At 73.4% G+C, this 15,109-nt stretch carries 15 protein-coding genes and 1 tRNA gene; 6 read left to right on the top strand and 10 right to left on the bottom strand.

Features of this window, described 5'->3' with window-relative positions; translation table 11 throughout:
- Positions 1–203: 203 nt before the first annotated feature.
- The 3 genes from ACFYWQ_RS27625 to ACFYWQ_RS27635 all read right to left on the bottom strand — a co-directional run bounded on the left by ACFYWQ_RS27625 (position 204) and on the right by ACFYWQ_RS27635 (position 2,365).
- Positions 204–1,037 (bottom strand): SCO1664 family protein, encoded by an 834-nt coding sequence (locus ACFYWQ_RS27625; protein WP_389519875.1) that lies wholly within the window; start codon positions 1,035–1,037, stop codon positions 204–206.
- Positions 1,001–1,591 (bottom strand): DUF3090 domain-containing protein, encoded by a 591-nt coding sequence (locus ACFYWQ_RS27630; protein WP_385066945.1) that lies wholly within the window; start codon positions 1,589–1,591, stop codon positions 1,001–1,003. Before ACFYWQ_RS27630 ends, ACFYWQ_RS27625 begins: the two co-directional genes overlap by 37 nt.
- 87 nt (positions 1,592–1,678) lie before the next feature.
- A complete protein-coding gene (locus ACFYWQ_RS27635) occupies positions 1,679–2,365 on the bottom strand; it encodes a histidine phosphatase family protein (protein ID WP_389519877.1) in 687 nt (228 codons plus the stop codon).
- Between the two features lie 83 nt (positions 2,366–2,448).
- Here ACFYWQ_RS27635 and corA point away from each other — a divergent pair, with 83 nt between their 5' ends.
- Entirely contained in the window at positions 2,449–3,444 is a 996-nt protein-coding gene (corA, locus tag ACFYWQ_RS27640) for a magnesium/cobalt transporter CorA (RefSeq protein ID WP_389519879.1), read from the top strand.
- 235 nt (positions 3,445–3,679) lie between these two features.
- Here corA and ACFYWQ_RS27645 read toward each other — a convergent pair whose 3' ends face one another.
- On the bottom strand, positions 3,680–4,468 hold the full coding sequence (locus ACFYWQ_RS27645) for a ferritin-like domain-containing protein (protein WP_389519881.1): 789 nt from the start codon (positions 4,466–4,468) through the stop codon (positions 3,680–3,682).
- Between the two features lie 337 nt (positions 4,469–4,805).
- Positions 4,806–5,861: an LLM class F420-dependent oxidoreductase gene (locus ACFYWQ_RS27650; protein WP_389519882.1), complete on the bottom strand. Its 1,056-nt coding sequence runs from the start codon at positions 5,859–5,861 to the stop codon at positions 4,806–4,808.
- 201 nt (positions 5,862–6,062) lie between these two features.
- Here ACFYWQ_RS27650 and ACFYWQ_RS27655 point away from each other — a divergent pair, with 201 nt between their 5' ends.
- Entirely contained in the window at positions 6,063–7,049 is a 987-nt protein-coding gene (locus ACFYWQ_RS27655; protein WP_389519884.1) for an aldo/keto reductase, read from the top strand.
- A complete protein-coding gene (locus tag ACFYWQ_RS27660) occupies positions 7,046–9,526 on the top strand; it encodes a helix-hairpin-helix domain-containing protein (RefSeq protein WP_389519886.1) in 2,481 nt (826 codons plus the stop codon). The genes ACFYWQ_RS27655 and ACFYWQ_RS27660 overlap by 4 nt, the downstream gene beginning before the upstream one ends.
- Positions 9,527–9,640: 114 nt before the next feature.
- On the opposite strand, the gene ACFYWQ_RS27665 is transcribed toward ACFYWQ_RS27660, so the two are convergent.
- A complete protein-coding gene (locus ACFYWQ_RS27665; protein WP_389519888.1) occupies positions 9,641–10,501 on the bottom strand; it encodes a hypothetical protein in 861 nt (286 codons plus the stop codon).
- Between the two features lie 47 nt (positions 10,502–10,548).
- Between ACFYWQ_RS27665 and ACFYWQ_RS27670 the strand changes: the two genes are divergently transcribed.
- Positions 10,549–10,737: a DUF5703 family protein gene (locus tag ACFYWQ_RS27670; RefSeq protein WP_385066927.1), complete on the top strand. Its 189-nt coding sequence runs from the start codon at positions 10,549–10,551 to the stop codon at positions 10,735–10,737.
- 81 nt (positions 10,738–10,818) lie between these two features.
- On the opposite strand, the gene ACFYWQ_RS27675 is transcribed toward ACFYWQ_RS27670, so the two are convergent.
- The 3 genes from ACFYWQ_RS27675 to ACFYWQ_RS27685 form a co-directional block, all read right to left on the bottom strand.
- Positions 10,819–11,667, bottom strand: a complete 849-nt coding sequence (locus ACFYWQ_RS27675) for a chaplin (RefSeq protein WP_389519889.1) — start codon at positions 11,665–11,667, stop codon at positions 10,819–10,821.
- A gap of 195 nt (positions 11,668–11,862) precedes the next feature.
- Positions 11,863–12,096 (bottom strand): chaplin ChpH, encoded by a 234-nt coding sequence (gene chpH, locus ACFYWQ_RS27680; RefSeq protein WP_389519890.1) that lies wholly within the window; start codon positions 12,094–12,096, stop codon positions 11,863–11,865.
- Between the two features lie 165 nt (positions 12,097–12,261).
- Positions 12,262–13,590, bottom strand: coding sequence for a M20/M25/M40 family metallo-hydrolase (locus tag ACFYWQ_RS27685; protein ID WP_389519892.1), 1,329 nt, complete (start codon positions 13,588–13,590; stop codon positions 12,262–12,264).
- 204 nt (positions 13,591–13,794) lie between these two features.
- Here ACFYWQ_RS27685 and ACFYWQ_RS27690 point away from each other — a divergent pair.
- Both ACFYWQ_RS27690 and ACFYWQ_RS27695 read left to right on the top strand, forming a co-directional pair.
- Positions 13,795–13,879 (top strand) — tRNA-Leu (locus tag ACFYWQ_RS27690).
- A 76-nt stretch (positions 13,880–13,955) separates the two neighbouring features.
- Positions 13,956–14,342, top strand: a complete 387-nt coding sequence (locus ACFYWQ_RS27695) for a YchJ family protein (RefSeq protein WP_389519894.1) — start codon at positions 13,956–13,958, stop codon at positions 14,340–14,342.
- Positions 14,343–14,361: 19 nt separating this feature from the next.
- On the opposite strand, the gene ACFYWQ_RS27700 is transcribed toward ACFYWQ_RS27695, so the two are convergent.
- Positions 14,362–15,063, bottom strand: coding sequence for a FadR/GntR family transcriptional regulator (locus ACFYWQ_RS27700; protein WP_389519896.1), 702 nt, complete (start codon positions 15,061–15,063; stop codon positions 14,362–14,364).
- Between the last annotated feature and the right edge of the window lie 46 nt (positions 15,064–15,109).

Raw genomic sequence — 15,109 nt, forward strand, 5'->3', positions numbered from 1 at the left:
GGGTCCTGGGACGCCCGGGAACGCGCTCTTGCGCGTGCGCCGGTGGTGTGCTGGGCGGTCCTCGGGCACGTGTCCCGGATCACCTCCGGGGCCGCGGGACACGTGTCACGGATCACCTCCGGGTCCGCGGGATGCGGGTCACGGATCACCTCCGGGTCCGCGGGATGCGGGTCACGGATCATCCCCGGGGCCGCGGGACCGTGTCAGACGGGCGGCCAGGGGATCGCCGGCCACTCGCCGCCGGGCTCGGGGTGCCGGCCGGACTCCAGCAGCGCGGTGGTCCGCGCGCGCGTGGCGTCGACCTCGGCGGGGGTGAGGAGTGCGGACAGGCCGGCCGCCAGGGTGCCGCCCGGCTCCAGGGCGCCGGCGAGGCCGCTGAGCACCTCGACGGCCTCCTCGGTGAGGGGCTCCCCCGCCCAGCCCCACAGGAGGGTGCGCAGCTTGTCGTCGGCGTGGAAGGTGACGCCGTGGTCGATGCCGTACAGCCGCCCGTCGGCGGTGGTGAGCAGATGGCCGCCCTTGCGGTCGGCGTTGTTGAGCACCGCGTCCAGGACGGCCAGGCGCCGCAGCCGCTCGTCGTCGGCGTGCACCAGCAGCGCGGTCCGGTCCTCGCCGACCTCGGCGAACCCGATCGCCTTCCAGCCGGGCCCGGGCTCCTCCTCGTCGACCAGGGCGAGCAGCCCGTCCTCCGGGGACGCCTCGATCCACAGCTGGCACATGCCCTCGCCGTAGGGCCCGTCGCGCAGCACGGTGGGCGGTACGAGCCCCCAGCCGGTCGCCTCGGACACGGCGTACGCGGCGACCTCGCGCTGGGCGAGCGTGCCGTCGGGGAAGTCCCACAGGGGCCGCTCCCCGGCGACCGGCTTGTAGACGCAGGCGGCCTCCCGGCCGTCGTGGGCGACCGTGCAGTACAGGGCGGCGTTGGAGGCGTCACGGATGCGTCCGCGCACGGTCAGCCCGCCATGGGCGAGCAGTTCCGCGTCCGCGGGGTCGGCGGTCGTCACGCCCCGCGGCGGTATCCGTTCTGGCGCGGACATACGTGTCCTTCCGGGTCGAGCGGCAGGCTGCACAGCGGGCACGGCGGCCGGCCGGCGTTGACGACGTCGAGGGCTCTCTTCGCGAAGGCTCTCGCCTGGGCGCCGGTGAGCCGGACCCGCAGCATCGGGGGCCCGTTCTCCTCGTCCTGGAGCAACCGCTCCTCGGCCTCGGCGAGGTCCTCCTCGGAGTCGGCGTCGAGCTCCACGAGGGCCTGCGCCTCGACGATCATGCGCTGTTCCTCGCCGTCCCAGGCGAGGGCCATGGTGCCGACCCGGAACTCCTCCTCGATCGGTGTGTCGAGGGGGCCGGTGTCGGTGATCTCGGCGGGCGCCATCGCGGGCACGGCGGCGCTCCCGCCGCTACGGCGTACGACCTCGTCCAGCAGTTCGTCCATGCGCTCGGCGAGCGCGGCGACCTGGGTCTTCTCCAGGGCCACACTGGTCACTCGGGAGCCGGCGGTGGCCTGGAGGAAGAAGGTACGGCGCCCGGGCAGTCCGACCGTACCGGCCACGAAGCGGTCCGGGGGGTCGTAGAGGAACACCTGACGGGACACGTCCTGTCTCCCTGGGAATCGTGGGTACGTGAACGTCCATGCGTGAACGTGCGTATGCGGACCGCTTCACCCTACTGCGGGCGACGATCACGGTGCGCCCGCACCGCCCCCGACCGTCGCCTCCTGGGCCGGGGGCTCCTGGCGCGGGACGAGCGAGGCGAAGTCGCCGGTGTCGCCGAGGCGCACCAGAAAGGGGCGCAGACGGGTGTAACGGATCGCGGTGATGGAACACGGTTCGACGGAGATTCGCTGGAAGAGGTCGAGATGCAGCCCGAGCGCGTCCGCCACGAGCGACTTGATGATGTCGCCGTGCGAGCACATGAGGTAGACGGCGTCGGCGCCGTGGTCGCGCTCCACGCGCGCGTTCCACTCGCGCACCGCCTCGGCGGCGCGGGTCTGCATGGCCCGCATGGACTCACCGCCGGGGAAGGCGGCCGCGGAGGGGTGCGTCTGGACGACCTCCATCAGCGGCTCGTCGTTCAGCTCGGCGAGCTTGCGTCCCGACCAGTCGCCGTAGTCGCACTCGCCGATGCGTTCGTCGGTGTGCACGGGCAGTCCGGGGCGGGCGTCCAGCAGGGGCCGCAGGGTCTCCCGGCAGCGTTGCAGGGGGCTCGTGACGGCCTCGGCGAGCGGCAGCTCCGCCAGCCGTCCGGGCAGCGCGGCGGCCTGGGCGGCGCCCCGCTCGTCGAGGGCGACGCCGGGTGTCCGGCCGGCGAGCACTGCGGAGGTGTTGGCGGTGGACCGTCCGTGCCGGACGAGGATCAGCGTGGGCATGCCGCCCAGGGTAGGCGTAGGGCCGGGGGCACCGGTGATACGTCCTGGTGCACAGGTGAACGGCCGAAAGGGGAACGCACTCCGTGATCGTCGACTGCGCCATCTACCGGGACGGGCACCGCACCGAGGGCCCGCCAGACTTCTCCGACGCGCTCGACGACGCGCGTGCCGGGGGCGGCTTCGTCTGGATCGGGCTGCACGAGCCCACCGAGAAGGAGTTCGACCACGTCACGCGCGAGTTCGCCCTGCACCCGCTGGCCGTGGAGGACGCCCTCAAGGCCCACCAGCGGCCCAAGCTGGAGGTGTACGACGACTCGCTGTTCCTGGTGCTGAAGCCGGTGGTGTACGAGCCGCGGAGCGACACCGTCTCCTCCGGTGAGGTCATGGTCTTCCTCGGCGACTCCTTCGTGGTGACCGTCCGGCACGGCGAGGGCTCTCCACTGGCGGTCGTGCGGCAGCGGCTGGAGAAGGAGCCCGAGCTGCTCGCGAAGGGCCCCACCTCCGTCCTGTACGCGATCGCCGACGCGACCGTCGACCACTACCTGGACGTGGCGACCGAGCTCCAGACCGATCTGGAGGAGCTGGAGGCGGAGGTGTTCTCCCCGGACGGCGGCGGCTCGCGGCACACCGCGTCCCGGATCTACGGCTTCAAGCGGCAGGTCCTGGAGTTCCGCCGGTCGACCGGCCCGCTGACACCGCCCCTGACCCGGCTCGCGGACACGGGGTCGGTCGGTTCGGCGCTGCCGTTCGTCGACGACAAGGCGCGGCCGTTCTTCCGCGACGTCGGCGACCACCTCGCGCGCGTGAACGAGTCCGTCGAGGGTCTGGACCGGCTGGTGTCGGACATCCTGTCGGCGCACCTGGCGCAGATGAGCGTCCGGCAGAACGACGACATGCGGAAGATCTCGGCGTGGGCGGCCATGGCCGCGATCCCGACCATGATCGCGGGGATCTACGGCATGAACTTCCAGCACATGCCGGAACTGCGCTGGGTGTGGTCGTATCCGGCGGTGATCGCGGTCATGGCGGCTCTGGAGGTGCTGCTGTACCGGCTGTTCAAGCACCGGGGGTGGATGTAGCGGGCTCCCGCGCGCGGGGGGAGCGGTCGCAGCCGGTCCGGCGGGTCGCGGCTGGTCCGGTCAGTTGCGGCTGGGCCGGCGGGTCGCGGCTGGCCCGGCCGGTTGCGGCTGAACCGGCGGGTCGCGGCTGGCCCGGCCGGTTGCGGCTGAACCGGCGGGTCGCGGCTGGCCCGGTCAGTTGCTGCTGGCCGACTCGCCGACTGGACGGCTGGGCGGCTGGAGGGCTGGTTCCGGCTCAGGCGAACTCGGGAGCGGTGGTCTCCGGTCCGCCGAGGGCGTCGCGGCGTTCGGGCATCGTCAGGGACACCATGCGCCGCCAGCCGGCGAACCGCTCCCAGGCGTGCACGGCGTGGATGCCGGCCGCGAGGAGGGCCGCCCGGGGCCGGGACCAGCCGAGGATGCGGCCCATGCGGGCCATGACGGCGAGGCTGACGTCGCGGTGGACGCGGATCTCGGCGAGGGCGCTCTCGCGCAGCGTCCGCTGGATGGCCCGGCCGTGTCCGGCACGCGCGAAGCGCAGCAGTTCCTCGTGGCAGTAGGCGAGGTGGTTGTCCTCGTCGTCGGAGATCATCCGCACCGCGCGGCCGATGTCGGGATGGTCGGCGAAGTGTCTGCGCAGCAGCGCCATCTGCTCGGAGGCACGCTGCTCGGTGACCCTGCTGTGGGCGAGGTAGGTGACGATGTCCTGGACGGTCAGCGGCCGGTCGGCCTCGAGCCGGTCGTGGGCGAGACCGATGCCCCCGCGCTCCAGGAGCATGGTGTAGTCGGTCTCGGGCGGCACGGGGACGGGGTCGAGGCCGCGCTTCTTCAGCAGGGCGGCGAAGATCCGGCCGTGTTTGTCCTCGTCGGCGCCGTGCCGGGCGATCTTGGGGGCGAGCGCGCGTTCGCTCTGCGGGACGAGCGCCGCGATCCGGGCGTTCTCCCAGCCGCCCTGGGCCTCCCCGCCGGCGGCGATGGAGCAGAACAGCCGGAAGGACTCGTCGTGGTCGAGGATCTCCTGGAACAGACTCTTGGCCGAAAGCATCGTGGGGCACCTCTCCGCAGGGTTCCGCGAAGAACGAGTCAAATGCGGCGCGGGGCGGGGTGCAACAGGGGTGTCGGACGACTGCGCCGAACGGAGGACCACCGCGGTCGCCCCGGGGGCGTGACCGCGCGGGCCGCGGCGCGTTGTTCCCCGTGACGGCCGTGGCGGGGAAGACCCCCGAGCCCCCACCACGGCCGCTGAACACCCTCCGTGACCTGCTCGATGACCTGCTCGATGACCTGCTCGATGACCTGCTGGGTGGCCTGCTCGGTGACCTGCTCGCCGGGCGACGGCCCTCCTCTCTCCCCCCACGCCGGTCGGCGCCCTGCCTTCCCCCCTACGCCAGGCCGGCGCGCTCCAGCGCCTCGGCGCCCGCCCGCAGCGAGGCCAGGCGCTCGTCGAGGGTGAAGCCCGCGGGGGCGAGGGTGAGGGTGGTGACGCCGGCCGCCGCGTAGGCCTTCATCCGGTCGGCGATCCGCTCGACCGAGCCCAGCAGCGTCGTCCGGTCGATCAGCTCGTGCGGGACGGCGGCCGCGGCGGCCTCCTTGTCACCGGCCAGGTACAGGTCCTGGATCTCGGCGGCGGCCTGCTCGTAGCCCATGCGCCGGGCGAGCTGGTTGTAGAAGTTCTGCTTGCGGCTGCCCATGCCGCCGACGTACAGCGCGGTGTAGGGGCGGAAGGTGTCGGCGAGCCGCTCGACGTCGTCGTCGGAGCCGACGGCGAGGGGCAGGGTCGGGCAGACGTCGAAGCCCTCCAGCGTCTTCCCGGCCTTCTCGCGCCCGGCCCGCAGGTGCTTGACCGCGGTGTCCTCGAGGTGGTCGGCGGACGGGAAGATCAGCAGGGCGCCGTCGGCGATCTCGCCGGTCTGCTCCAGGTTCTTCGGTCCGATGGCCGCGATGTACAGCGGGATGTGCTCGCGCTGCGGGTGCACGGTCAGCTTGATCGGCTTGCCCGGGCCGCCCGGCAGCGGCAGCGTCCAGTGCTCACCCTCGTACGACAGGCGCTCCCGGGTCATCGCCTTGCGGACGATCTCGACGTACTCGCGGGTGCGGGACAGCGGCTTGTCGAACTTCACGCCGTACCAGCCCTCGGAGACCTGCGGGCCGGAGACGCCGAGGCCGAGGCGGAAGCGGCCGCCGGAGAGGGAGTCGAGGGTGGCGGCGGTCATCGCGGTCATCGCCGGCTGCCGGGCCGGGATCTGGAAGATGGCGGAGCCCACGTCGATCCGCTCGGTCTGGGCGGCGACCCAGCTGAGCACGGTGGCCGCGTCGGAGCCGTAGGCCTCGGCGGCCCAGCACACGGCGTAGCCGAGCCGGTCGGCCTCCTGGGCCACGGCCAGGTTGTCCGCGTCCATTCCGGCACCCCAGTAGCCGAGGTTGATCCCGAGCTGCATGGCCGATTCCCCTTACTGATCAGTAACGACGCTGTCGGGCAGACAGTAGCGCGGGGCCGCCGTCGAGGGGAGGGCAGTGGGGCGAGGGCCGTGTCGGACCGGACGGGTTCCCGGCCTGCCCGAACCCGGGCCGGGACCACCCGGAATTCGGTTGTCCACAGGCAACCCACGGCCCAGTTCTGGCCAGTAATCTCGGCGTTCATGGAGCAGAGGCATCTCGGCCGCACCGGCCTGCGTGTGTCCCGCGTCGGGCTCGGCACCCTGACCTGGGGGCGGGACACCGACGAGCACGACGCCGCGAACCTCTTGAAGACGTTCTGGGAGGCGGGCGGGACCCTCGTCGACACGGCCGACGTGTACGGCGACGGAGAGGCCGAGTACCTGCTGGGGCGGCTCATGGAGGGCCTGGTTCCGCGCCGCGACCTGATCATCTCCACGAAGGCGGGCAGCGTGCCCGACCCGGAACGCCGCTTCGACGGCTCGCGCGGCCATCTCCTCGCCGCCCTGGACGCCTCCCTCGCCCGGCTTGGCACCGACCACGTCGACGTGTGGCACGTGCACGCCTTCGACTCCTCCACCCCGCTGGAGGAGACCCTCCAGGCCCTCGACATAGCGGTCGCCAGCGGCCGCGCCCGCTACGCCGGCGTCTCCAACTTCTGCGGCTGGCAGCTCGCCAAGGCCGCCACCTGGCAGCTCGCCGCACCGGGCGCCCGCACCCGGCTGGCCAGTACGCAGATGGAGTACTCGCTGCTCCAGCGGGGCGTGGAGCGCGAGGTGCTGCCGGCCGCGCTGGACCTCGGCATCGGTCTGCTGCCCTCCTCGCCGCTGGGCCGGGGCGTCCTCACCGGCAAGTACCGGGGCGGCGCGCTGCCCCCGGACTCGCGCGGCGCCTCCGACCACTTCGCGCTCTTCGTCGAGCCGTACCTGGACGACACCGCGAGCCGCATCGTGGACGCGGTGACGACCGCGGCGGACGGACTCGCGGTGACCCCGCTCCAGGTCGCCCTGGCCTGGATCCGCGACCGGCCCGGCGTGACCGCCCCGATCGTCGGAGCGCGCACCGCGCAGCAGCTCACGGCCGCGTTGTCAGTGGAGGCCCTTAGTCTTCCTGACGAGATCTGCCGGGCGCTCGACGACGTGTCGGCGCCCGTGCACCGCTATCCCGATCACGACTGGAGCACGCTGTGAGCACGGAGCCGGAGCCCCCCGAGACGACGGAGAACACCGGGCCGGGGACCCCGGACGACGCCACACCCACCGCGGCCACACCCGCCGAGGCCACACCTGCCGACGGCACGCCTGCCGACGGCGCCGCGGCCGACGGCACCGCCTCCCCTCAGACCGCGGAGCGGACGCGGCGCGAGTTCCCCGTGGTCGCGGACGGCGGGGAGGGCGGGGACAGGCCGGGCGCGGGCGCCGGGGGCGGCTCCGAGGCGAAGGACAGTGGCGGTACGGCCGGCACCGAAGACGCAGACAGCGGCGGGCCCGCGGCGGGTGCCGGGACCGGAGACGACGGCGGTACGACGGACTCCGGGGGCGCGGACGGCGGCGGTACGACCGGGTCCGGGGCCGACGACGGCAGCGGCCGTGGGGCGGACTCCGGGACCGGCGACGGCGCCGACGCGGGAGCGCGCTCCGAGGCCGAGGCCGAGCTGGCAGCGCAGAAGCTGGAGCGGGAGCGGATCGAGCGGCGCAAGGCCGAGAAGGAGCCGATCGACAGCGGCGCCAAGCTCAGTGGGAAGGCCGCCGACCTGCTCGCGGCCGTCCGGGCCGTGGAGAGCGGCGCGAAGCCCGCCGCCACCGCGTTCGACGAGCCCGCTCCCACCCCGCGCCGCCCGGCCCCGGAGCCCGAGCGGCGACCGCAGCCGGTGGTCGCGGAACCCGCCGCCACGGGCTCGGCGCCCGCGCCGGAGACCGTCGAGGCCGTCCGGCGCGTCCTGGCCGGCGGCGGCGCGCCCGAGGCGCTGGCGCCGCAGACCGCCTCCGCCCTCGGCGAGGGCGCGGAGCAGGCGCTGGGCGAGGATCCCTGGCAGTTGCTGCGCGTCCCCGGGGTGCGGCCCGAGCAGGCCGACGGTTTCGCGCGGGCGCTGCTCGGCGCCGACTGCGCCCCGGACGACGAGCGGCGGGGCCGCGCGGTGACGGTGTGGCTGCTGGAGCAGGCCGCCCTGGCCGGACACACCGCCCTGGAGCTGCCCGCCCTGACGGCCGCGCTCGACCGGCAGGGCGTGCCGGACGCGGACGCGGCGGTGCAGAGCACCCTCGCGGAGGGCGAGGCCCTCGCCTTCCAGGACGCCCTGGAGGAGCCCGGCGCCGCCTCGGCCGGGGTGAACCGCGCCGGGGAGACACCAGGGGAGCAGGCCGAGGAGGACGAGGAGGAGGCCCGCCCGGTCCGGGTCCTGGTCGGCCTGGAGCGGTACGCGCTCGCCGAGGAGAGCCTCGCCGACGGCCTCGCACGGGTGGTCAACTCCCCGCCCAAGGAGGCTGCCGCCGACTGGGAGCCGGCGGCTGCCGCGGCCCGCGGCAGCGCCGCCGAGCTGATCCGCGCGGTCGCCGCCCACGGGCTGGTGCTGCACACCGGCGGGGAGGCCGCCCGCGCGGAGACCGCGGCCCTGCTCACCGCCGCCCGGACCCTCGGTCTGCGCGCCGTGGCCGCCTGCCACGCACCGGACGGACGGCGCCGGCTCGCCTCCGTCGTGGACGCGGGGGACGACGCCGTGGTCACCCTGTCGGGTCTGCTCTCCGGCGCGGAGGGACCCGGCCGGGACACCGACGGCGCGCTCGCGGTGGACCTGCTGATCCTGCTGGACGCCCCGCAACTGGACGTGGAGGCCGCCGCGATGGTGGTGGAGTCGCTGCCGGACTCCGCCCGGCTGGTGCTCAGCGGGGATCCGGCCGTGCTGTGGTCGGCCGGGCCCGGCCGGGTCTTCGCCGACCTGCTCGCCGCGCGCGCGTGTCCGCAGGTTGCCTCGCGCACGCCCGACCCGGGTCCGCTCGGCGAACTGGTCTCCGGGATCGGTGTCGGCGAGCTGAACCAGGTGGACGCGCCCGGCAAGGAGATCGTGATCGTCCCGGTGCGGGACGCGGGCGAGGCCGTGCACCGGACCGTGCAGCTCGTCGTGGACTCGGTGCCGCGGGCCTTCGGGATCGCCCCCGAGCACACGGTGGTGATCACCCCGGGCCACGGTGGGGCGGCCGGGACGCGCGCACTCAACGCCGCCCTCAAGGAGCGCTGCAACCCGGGCCCCGGCCGCTTCGGCGGGTTCGACCCCGGGGACCGGATCGCCTACTCCCCCGCGCCGGGCCGCACGGTCGTGGGCCAGGTGGTGAAGGCCGACGCGGACGGGCTGCACCTGTCCCTGGCGGGCGCCCCCGTGGTCGTCCCGCGCGAGCGGGTGGAGCAGTCCGTGCGGCACGGCTGGGCGCTGACGGCCCATCAGGCGGTGGGCGCCCGGTGGCCGGCGGCGGTCGTGGTGCTGCCCGGGGACGCCGCGCGGACCCTCTCCCGCCCCTGGGTCTACACGGCCTTCGGGCGGGCGGAGCGCCACCTGTCCGTGGTCCACGGGGTCGAGCAGGCCCTGCCGCGAGCGGTCGCCGAGGTGCCGGCGAAGCCCCGGACCACCCGGCTGTCCGCCCTGCTGCGCACCCAGGTGCCGGCGGCCGGCTGACGGGCGGGACACGGCGAACGGCGGCGGTGGCGGGTCGAACCCCTCGCCACCGCCGCCGGCCGTCGGTCACCGCGGCCCGGACCGAGCAGCCCGGACTACCGGTCCGCGCTGCTGCTACCGGTCCACGCGCCCCGCACCGCCGACCCGGCCCGCACGATCCGTGTCCAGCGACCCCGGATGCCCGTCCTCGACGTCCTCGTCCAGATCGGTGTCGAGATCGTCGTCGTCGTCGACCTCGGCATCGGCATCGACGTCGTCCACCGCGTCCTCGACATCGTCGATGTCCTCCACGTCCTCCACGTCGTCGACATCGTCGATGTCACCGGTGTCCTCGATGCCGTCGGCCGCGTCAAGGTCGTCGAGGTCGTCGTCGAACACCGAGCTCACGTCGAAGCGGCAGACCACCCGCTGCGGGTCGAGCTGCTCGAAGGGCGCCTCCAGCCATTCGCCCGGCTCGGCCGGTTCCTCCGCGGCCACCACCCACAGCGTGGAGTCGCCCTCCTCCAGGCCGAACTCCTTGTGCCGGGAGGCGATCTCGTCGGGTTCGAACTCCCCGAACAGCAGGCCGAGCGCCCCGTGGACGGTGCCGGAGGCCCGGCTGTCCGCGTCGGCGCCGCCGGTGTACTCCGCCGCCTCGACCCGCTGGGCCTGCCCCAGCAGCCGCTGCTGGTCCGCCACGGCGTAGTCGCGGCGGATCAGCACGCTCAGCGCGTTCGGTTCCTCCGGACCCGCGTACGGCGGCAGCGAGTCGTCCGCCGCGGGGATCTCGAAGGGGGTGACCTCGTCGTAGCGGTCGTAGAGCAGTTCGTCGTACGCCTCCGCCGCCGCGGCCAGCTGGTTGAACGCCTCGTAGACGGCCGGGTCGTCCTCCCCCGTCCTGCGTTCGACCGCGGCCAGGTGGCGGTCGAGCGCGGTCTTGACCGCCTCGGCGGCGGCGCGTACCTCGGCAGCGGTGGGCTGCGCAGCATCAGACATAGAGCAGACGCTATCCGTACCGGGCCCCAGCCCGCACAATAGATGCGATGCCGGAATACGAATTTGTCGACGTGTACGTACCGCGCGGGGTCTCCCGCAAGGAGGCGACACGTCTGCTGACGGACCATGCCGAGTACGGACACTGGGAGCTGCACCGCCTGAGCCTGCTGCGCGACGGCAGCCGTAGGGTGCGCCTGCGCCGCCGGATCATCCGCCAGGCGCGTGCCACGTGGTGAGCTGAACACGACGGAGACGGAGCGGGCCCCGTGGCGGCGGGGCCCGCTCCGTCGTGGAGGGCGCCGTAGGCGCGTGGCCGGTTACGCCGAGGCGCGCGCCTTGCGGTAGAGCACCGCGCCCGCGAGCAGGCTGCCCACGCCGACCGGCAGGGCGAGGCCCAGGGGCAGCTCACTGCCGGTCTGCGCGAGCTGCGCGGCGTGGGCGGGCTGCGCGGCGTGGGCGGGCTGCCGCGCGGACGCGTGGCCGGCCGGGGTGACCCGTTCCGGGGTGGACGGCGCGCCCTCGGGTCCGGCCGGGGCGGAGTCGGCCGGCTTGCCGGGGTTCTGGGTGCCGGGGTCGCCGGGGGTCCGGTCGCCGGGAGGCGTGCCGTAGTCGTGGCCGGTGGGGGCGCTGTCGTCGGCGCAGTGGTTGCCCGTCGTCGGGTTGAGGGCGCCGATGACGTCGACGCTGTTGCCGCAGACGTTCACCGGCACGTGGATCGGCGCTTCGACGTGGTTGCCGGAGGCGACACCGGGCGAGTGGGCGGTGTGCCCGCCCGCGTGTGCGCCGCCCGAGCCGCTGTGCGCTCCGGAGCCGCCCTGGTCGCCGCCGTGGCCGTGCTTGCCCCCGCCGTGCTTGCCCCCGCCGTGCTTGCCTCCGCCGTGCTCGCCGCCGCCCATGTGCTGGCCTCCGCCGCCGTGGTCGGCGCTCCGGTTGGCGCAGGAGTTGCCGACGGCCGGGTTGAGGATGCCGATGACGTCGACGGTGTTGCCGCAGACGTTCACCGGCACGTCCACCGGCGCCTGGACCGTGTTGCCGGACGCGACGCCGGGCGAGTGGGAGGCGGACCCGTGTGCGCCGGAGTCGGCGTGGGCGTAGCCGCCGGCGGCGGCGATCACCCCCGTAGCCGCCGCCACGGTCATCAGGCTCTTGCGGGTGACCTGTCGCATTGCTGAGTCCCTGCTTTCGATCTCGTCCCGAATTGCTCGCATCATTCCAGGGACGCGATCGCCTCGGGTTCTTCGAACTTCTTCGGCTTTTCCTTCGACGTCCGCGTGAAGGGACGCGAAAAGACCGGTCGGTCCCGGAGCGCGTGGCGCGCACTCCGGGACCGACGGTGTGGACGACCCCTCAGCGGGTCGGCGTCACTTGTTGACGCAGTAGTTGCCGAAGGCGGGGTTCAGCAGGCCGATCACGGAGATCGTGTTGCCGCAGACGTTCACGGGGACGTGCACGGGCACCTGGATCACGTTGCCGGACGCGACGCCCGGGGAGTGCACCGCGGCACCCTGGGCACCGGAGTCGGCGACGGCCAGGCCCGCGCCCGCGAGAACCAGCCCACCGGTGGCAGCCGCGACGGCGACGACCTTCTTGATCATTATTCCTCCTAGTTGACAAAAGCGATCCCCAGCAGCGGATCGCATCACCAGTAACGAGGAGGAATTAATGAGGCTACGCGCTTATCGGCGCATTCACCCTTCCCAGTCACGCCCGCACAGGCGCACGATTAGTAAATTCTCGTTTCACCGGGACAATGGGACAATTCAGGACGCGTCGATGAAACGGTCGAGCACGCGCACCCCGAACTGGAGCCCGTCCACCGGCACCCGCTCGTCGACGCCGTGGAACATGCCGGCGAAGTCCAGCTCCGGCGGCAGCTTCAGCGGGGCGAAGCCGAAGCCGCGGATGCCGAGGTCGTCGAAGGACTTGGCGTCCGTCCCGCCGGAGAGCATGTAGGGGATGGCCTTGGCGGTCGGGTCCTCGGCGAGCAGCGCCGACTGCATCGCCTCCACCAGCGCCCCGTCGAACGACGTCTCCACGGCCTTGTCGGCGTGCACGTCCTCCCGCCGCACCTTCGGCCCGAGGATCCGGTCGAGGTCGGCGAGGAACTCCTCCTCGTGCCCCGGCAGGAAGCGTCCGTCGACGTGGGCGGTGGCCTCGCCCGGGATGACGTTGACCTTGTAACCGGCGCCGAGCTGGGTCGGGTTGGCGGTGTTGCTGAGGGTGGCGCCGATCAGCTTGGCGATGCCGCCGAGCCGGGCGAGGGTGGACTCCATGTCCTCCGGGTCCAGTTCGATGCCGAGCGCGTCCCCGAGCTCGTCGAGGAAGGCCCGGGTGGTCTTGGTGACCCGGACCGGGAACGTGTGGCGGCCCAGCCGCGCGACCGCCTCCGACAGCTCGGTGATCGCGTTGTCCCGGTGGATCATCGAACCGTGCCCGGCGGTGCCGGCGACGGTCAGCTTCATCCAGTGCATACCCTTCTCGGCCGTCTGGATCAGGTAGAGCCGCCGCTGCTCGCTCACCGTGAAGGAGAACCCGCCCACCTCGCTGATCGCCTCGGTGACGCCCTCGAACAGCTCGGGGTGGTGGTCGACGAGGTACCGGGCGCCGTACGTGCCGCCCGCCTCCTCGTCGGCGAGGAACGCGAGCACGATGTCGCGCGGGGGCCTGCGCCCGGTGCGCAGCCGGTCGCGGACGACCGCCAGGGTCATCGCGTCCATGTCCTTCATGTCGACGGCGCCCCGCCCCCACACACACCCGTCGGCGACCTCGCCGGAGAACGGGCCGTGGGTCCAGTCGGCCGCGTTGGCCGGTACGACGTCGAGGTGGCCGTGGATCAGCAGCGCGGGCCGGGACGGGTCCTCGCCCTCGATGCGGGCCACGGTGGACGCCCGGCCCGGGTGCGACTCGAAGATCCTCGGCTCCAGCCCCACCTCGGCGAGCTTCTCGGCGACGTACTCGGCCGCCTTGCGCTCACCCGGCCCCGAGTGGTCGCCGTAGTTGCTGGTGTCGAACCGGATCAGCTCACGGCAGAGGTCCACGACCTCGTCCTCGCCGGTGACGCCCCTGGCCGTGTCGTCCGTCGCGCTCACGCTGATTCCTCCCGCTGTCGCTGCTGTGGGTCCCCCTCATCCTCCCCCCGCCCGCCGTCCGCGCCCAAGAGCGGACCCGGCTCGTCACACCCCGTTCACGACCGCGCCGCGGCGGCCGGCGGACCACCTGTGATCGAGCACCCTCGAAAGCCTGGTAATGTTTACGACGTCGCCGCGGGGGAAACCCCGCACGACAGACACCTTGTCCGGGTGGCGGAATGGCAGACGCGCTAGCTTGAGGTGCTAGTGCCCTTTATCGGGCGTGGGGGTTCAAGTCCCCCCTCGGACACACGGAGAGTGAGGGCCGTGACCGTCAGGTCGCGGCCCTCACTCGTGTCCGCGTGCCGGTCCGGCCGTCCCGCACAATGGTGACCATGACCAGCCGTTCCTGCCCGTGCGGGCTGTCCGGGCCGTACGCGCAGTGCTGCGGCCGCTTCCACTCCGGCGACGCCGCCGCACCGACCGCCGAGACGCTGATGCGCTCGCGGTACAGCGCCTTCGTGAAGGGGGACGCCGGCTACCTGCTGCGGACCTGGCATCCGCGGACCCGGCCCGAGCGGCTCGACCTCGATCCGCGGATGCGGTGGACCGGACTGGAGATCCTCGACACGGTGGACGGATCCGCCTTCCACACCACGGGCGTCGTGGAGTTCCGGGCCTCCTACCGGGGCGGCACCCTGCGCGAGCGGAGCCGGTTCGAGCGGGTCGACGGGGGCTGGGTGTACGTCGACGGGGAGTTCCCGGCGGAGTAGCGGCAGGGGCTCGCCCGGGCTACGGCGCCAGGATGTCCAGTTCCTGCAGCGCGCCCGCCGTGATCTCCCGGGTCAGTTTCTCCGCGCGGTCCGCGTCGCCCTCGCGGACCGCCTCCGCGAGCTGGACATGCAGGGTGACGGCGGCCGGATCGGGGTCCTCGAACATGACCTCGTGGTGGGTGCGGCCGGAGAGGACCTCGGCGACGACATCGCCGAGGCGGGCGAACATCTCGTTGCCGGAGGCCGCGAGGATCACCCGGTGGAAGGCCACGTCGTGGAAGAGGTACGCCTCCAGCCGGTGGCCGCGCGAGTTGGCCACCATGCCGAGGGCGCACTCGGTCAGCTCGGCGCACTGCCCCGCCGTGGCGTTCCGCGCCGCCAGCCCGGCGGCCACCGGCTCGATCGCCGAGCGCAGGACGGTCAGCGAGCGCAGCTGGTGGGGGCGGTCGGCGCCCGCCAGACGCCAGCGGATGACCTGGGGGTCGTAGACGTTCCACTCGGCCTTCGGGCGCACCGTCACGCCCACCCTGCGGCGGGACTCGACGAGGTGCATGGACTCCAGGACGCGGACCGCCTCACGCATCACCGAGCGGGAGACGTCGAAGCGCTGGGCCAGCTCGTCGGTGCGCAGGACGCTGCCCGGAGGGTACTCGCCCGCAGTGATCGCGGGGCCGAGGGTGTCCAGTACTTGGCCGTGCAGACCCCGGCCCGGAGTGGTCATGCACTCAGCGTACGGGGTACGTCACGGCGCCAAAAAGTCAGACTTA

The organism is Streptomyces sp. NPDC003247 (assembly GCF_042888135.1).
Lineage (GTDB): Bacteria > Actinomycetota > Actinomycetes > Streptomycetales > Streptomycetaceae > Streptomyces.

What these genes read in the sequence shown, in the direction of transcription:
- ACFYWQ_RS27650 (WP_389519882.1), bottom strand. Translation starts at nt 5,861, where the DNA reads ATGCAGCTCGGGATCAACCTCGGCTACTGGGGTGCCGGAATGGACGCG.
- ACFYWQ_RS27655 (WP_389519884.1), top strand. Translation starts at nt 6,063, where the DNA reads ATGGAGCAGAGGCATCTCGGCCGCACCGGCCTGCGTGTGTCCCGCGTC.
- ACFYWQ_RS27695 (WP_389519894.1), top strand. Translation starts at nt 13,956, where the DNA reads ATGGTGACCATGACCAGCCGTTCCTGCCCGTGCGGGCTGTCCGGGCCG.
- ACFYWQ_RS27675 (WP_389519889.1), bottom strand. Translation starts at nt 11,667, where the DNA reads ATGCGACAGGTCACCCGCAAGAGCCTGATGACCGTGGCGGCGGCTACG.
- ACFYWQ_RS27625 (WP_389519875.1), bottom strand. Translation starts at nt 1,037, where the DNA reads ATGTCCGCGCCAGAACGGATACCGCCGCGGGGCGTGACGACCGCCGAC.
- chpH (WP_389519890.1), bottom strand. Translation starts at nt 12,096, where the DNA reads ATGATCAAGAAGGTCGTCGCCGTCGCGGCTGCCACCGGTGGGCTGGTT.
- ACFYWQ_RS27665 (WP_389519888.1), bottom strand. Translation starts at nt 10,501, where the DNA reads ATGTCTGATGCTGCGCAGCCCACCGCTGCCGAGGTACGCGCCGCCGCC.
- ACFYWQ_RS27700 (WP_389519896.1), bottom strand. Translation starts at nt 15,063, where the DNA reads ATGACCACTCCGGGCCGGGGTCTGCACGGCCAAGTACTGGACACCCTC.
- ACFYWQ_RS27670 (WP_385066927.1), top strand. Translation starts at nt 10,549, where the DNA reads ATGCCGGAATACGAATTTGTCGACGTGTACGTACCGCGCGGGGTCTCC.
- ACFYWQ_RS27635 (WP_389519877.1), bottom strand. Translation starts at nt 2,365, where the DNA reads ATGCCCACGCTGATCCTCGTCCGGCACGGACGGTCCACCGCCAACACC.
- ACFYWQ_RS27645 (WP_389519881.1), bottom strand. Translation starts at nt 4,468, where the DNA reads ATGCTTTCGGCCAAGAGTCTGTTCCAGGAGATCCTCGACCACGACGAG.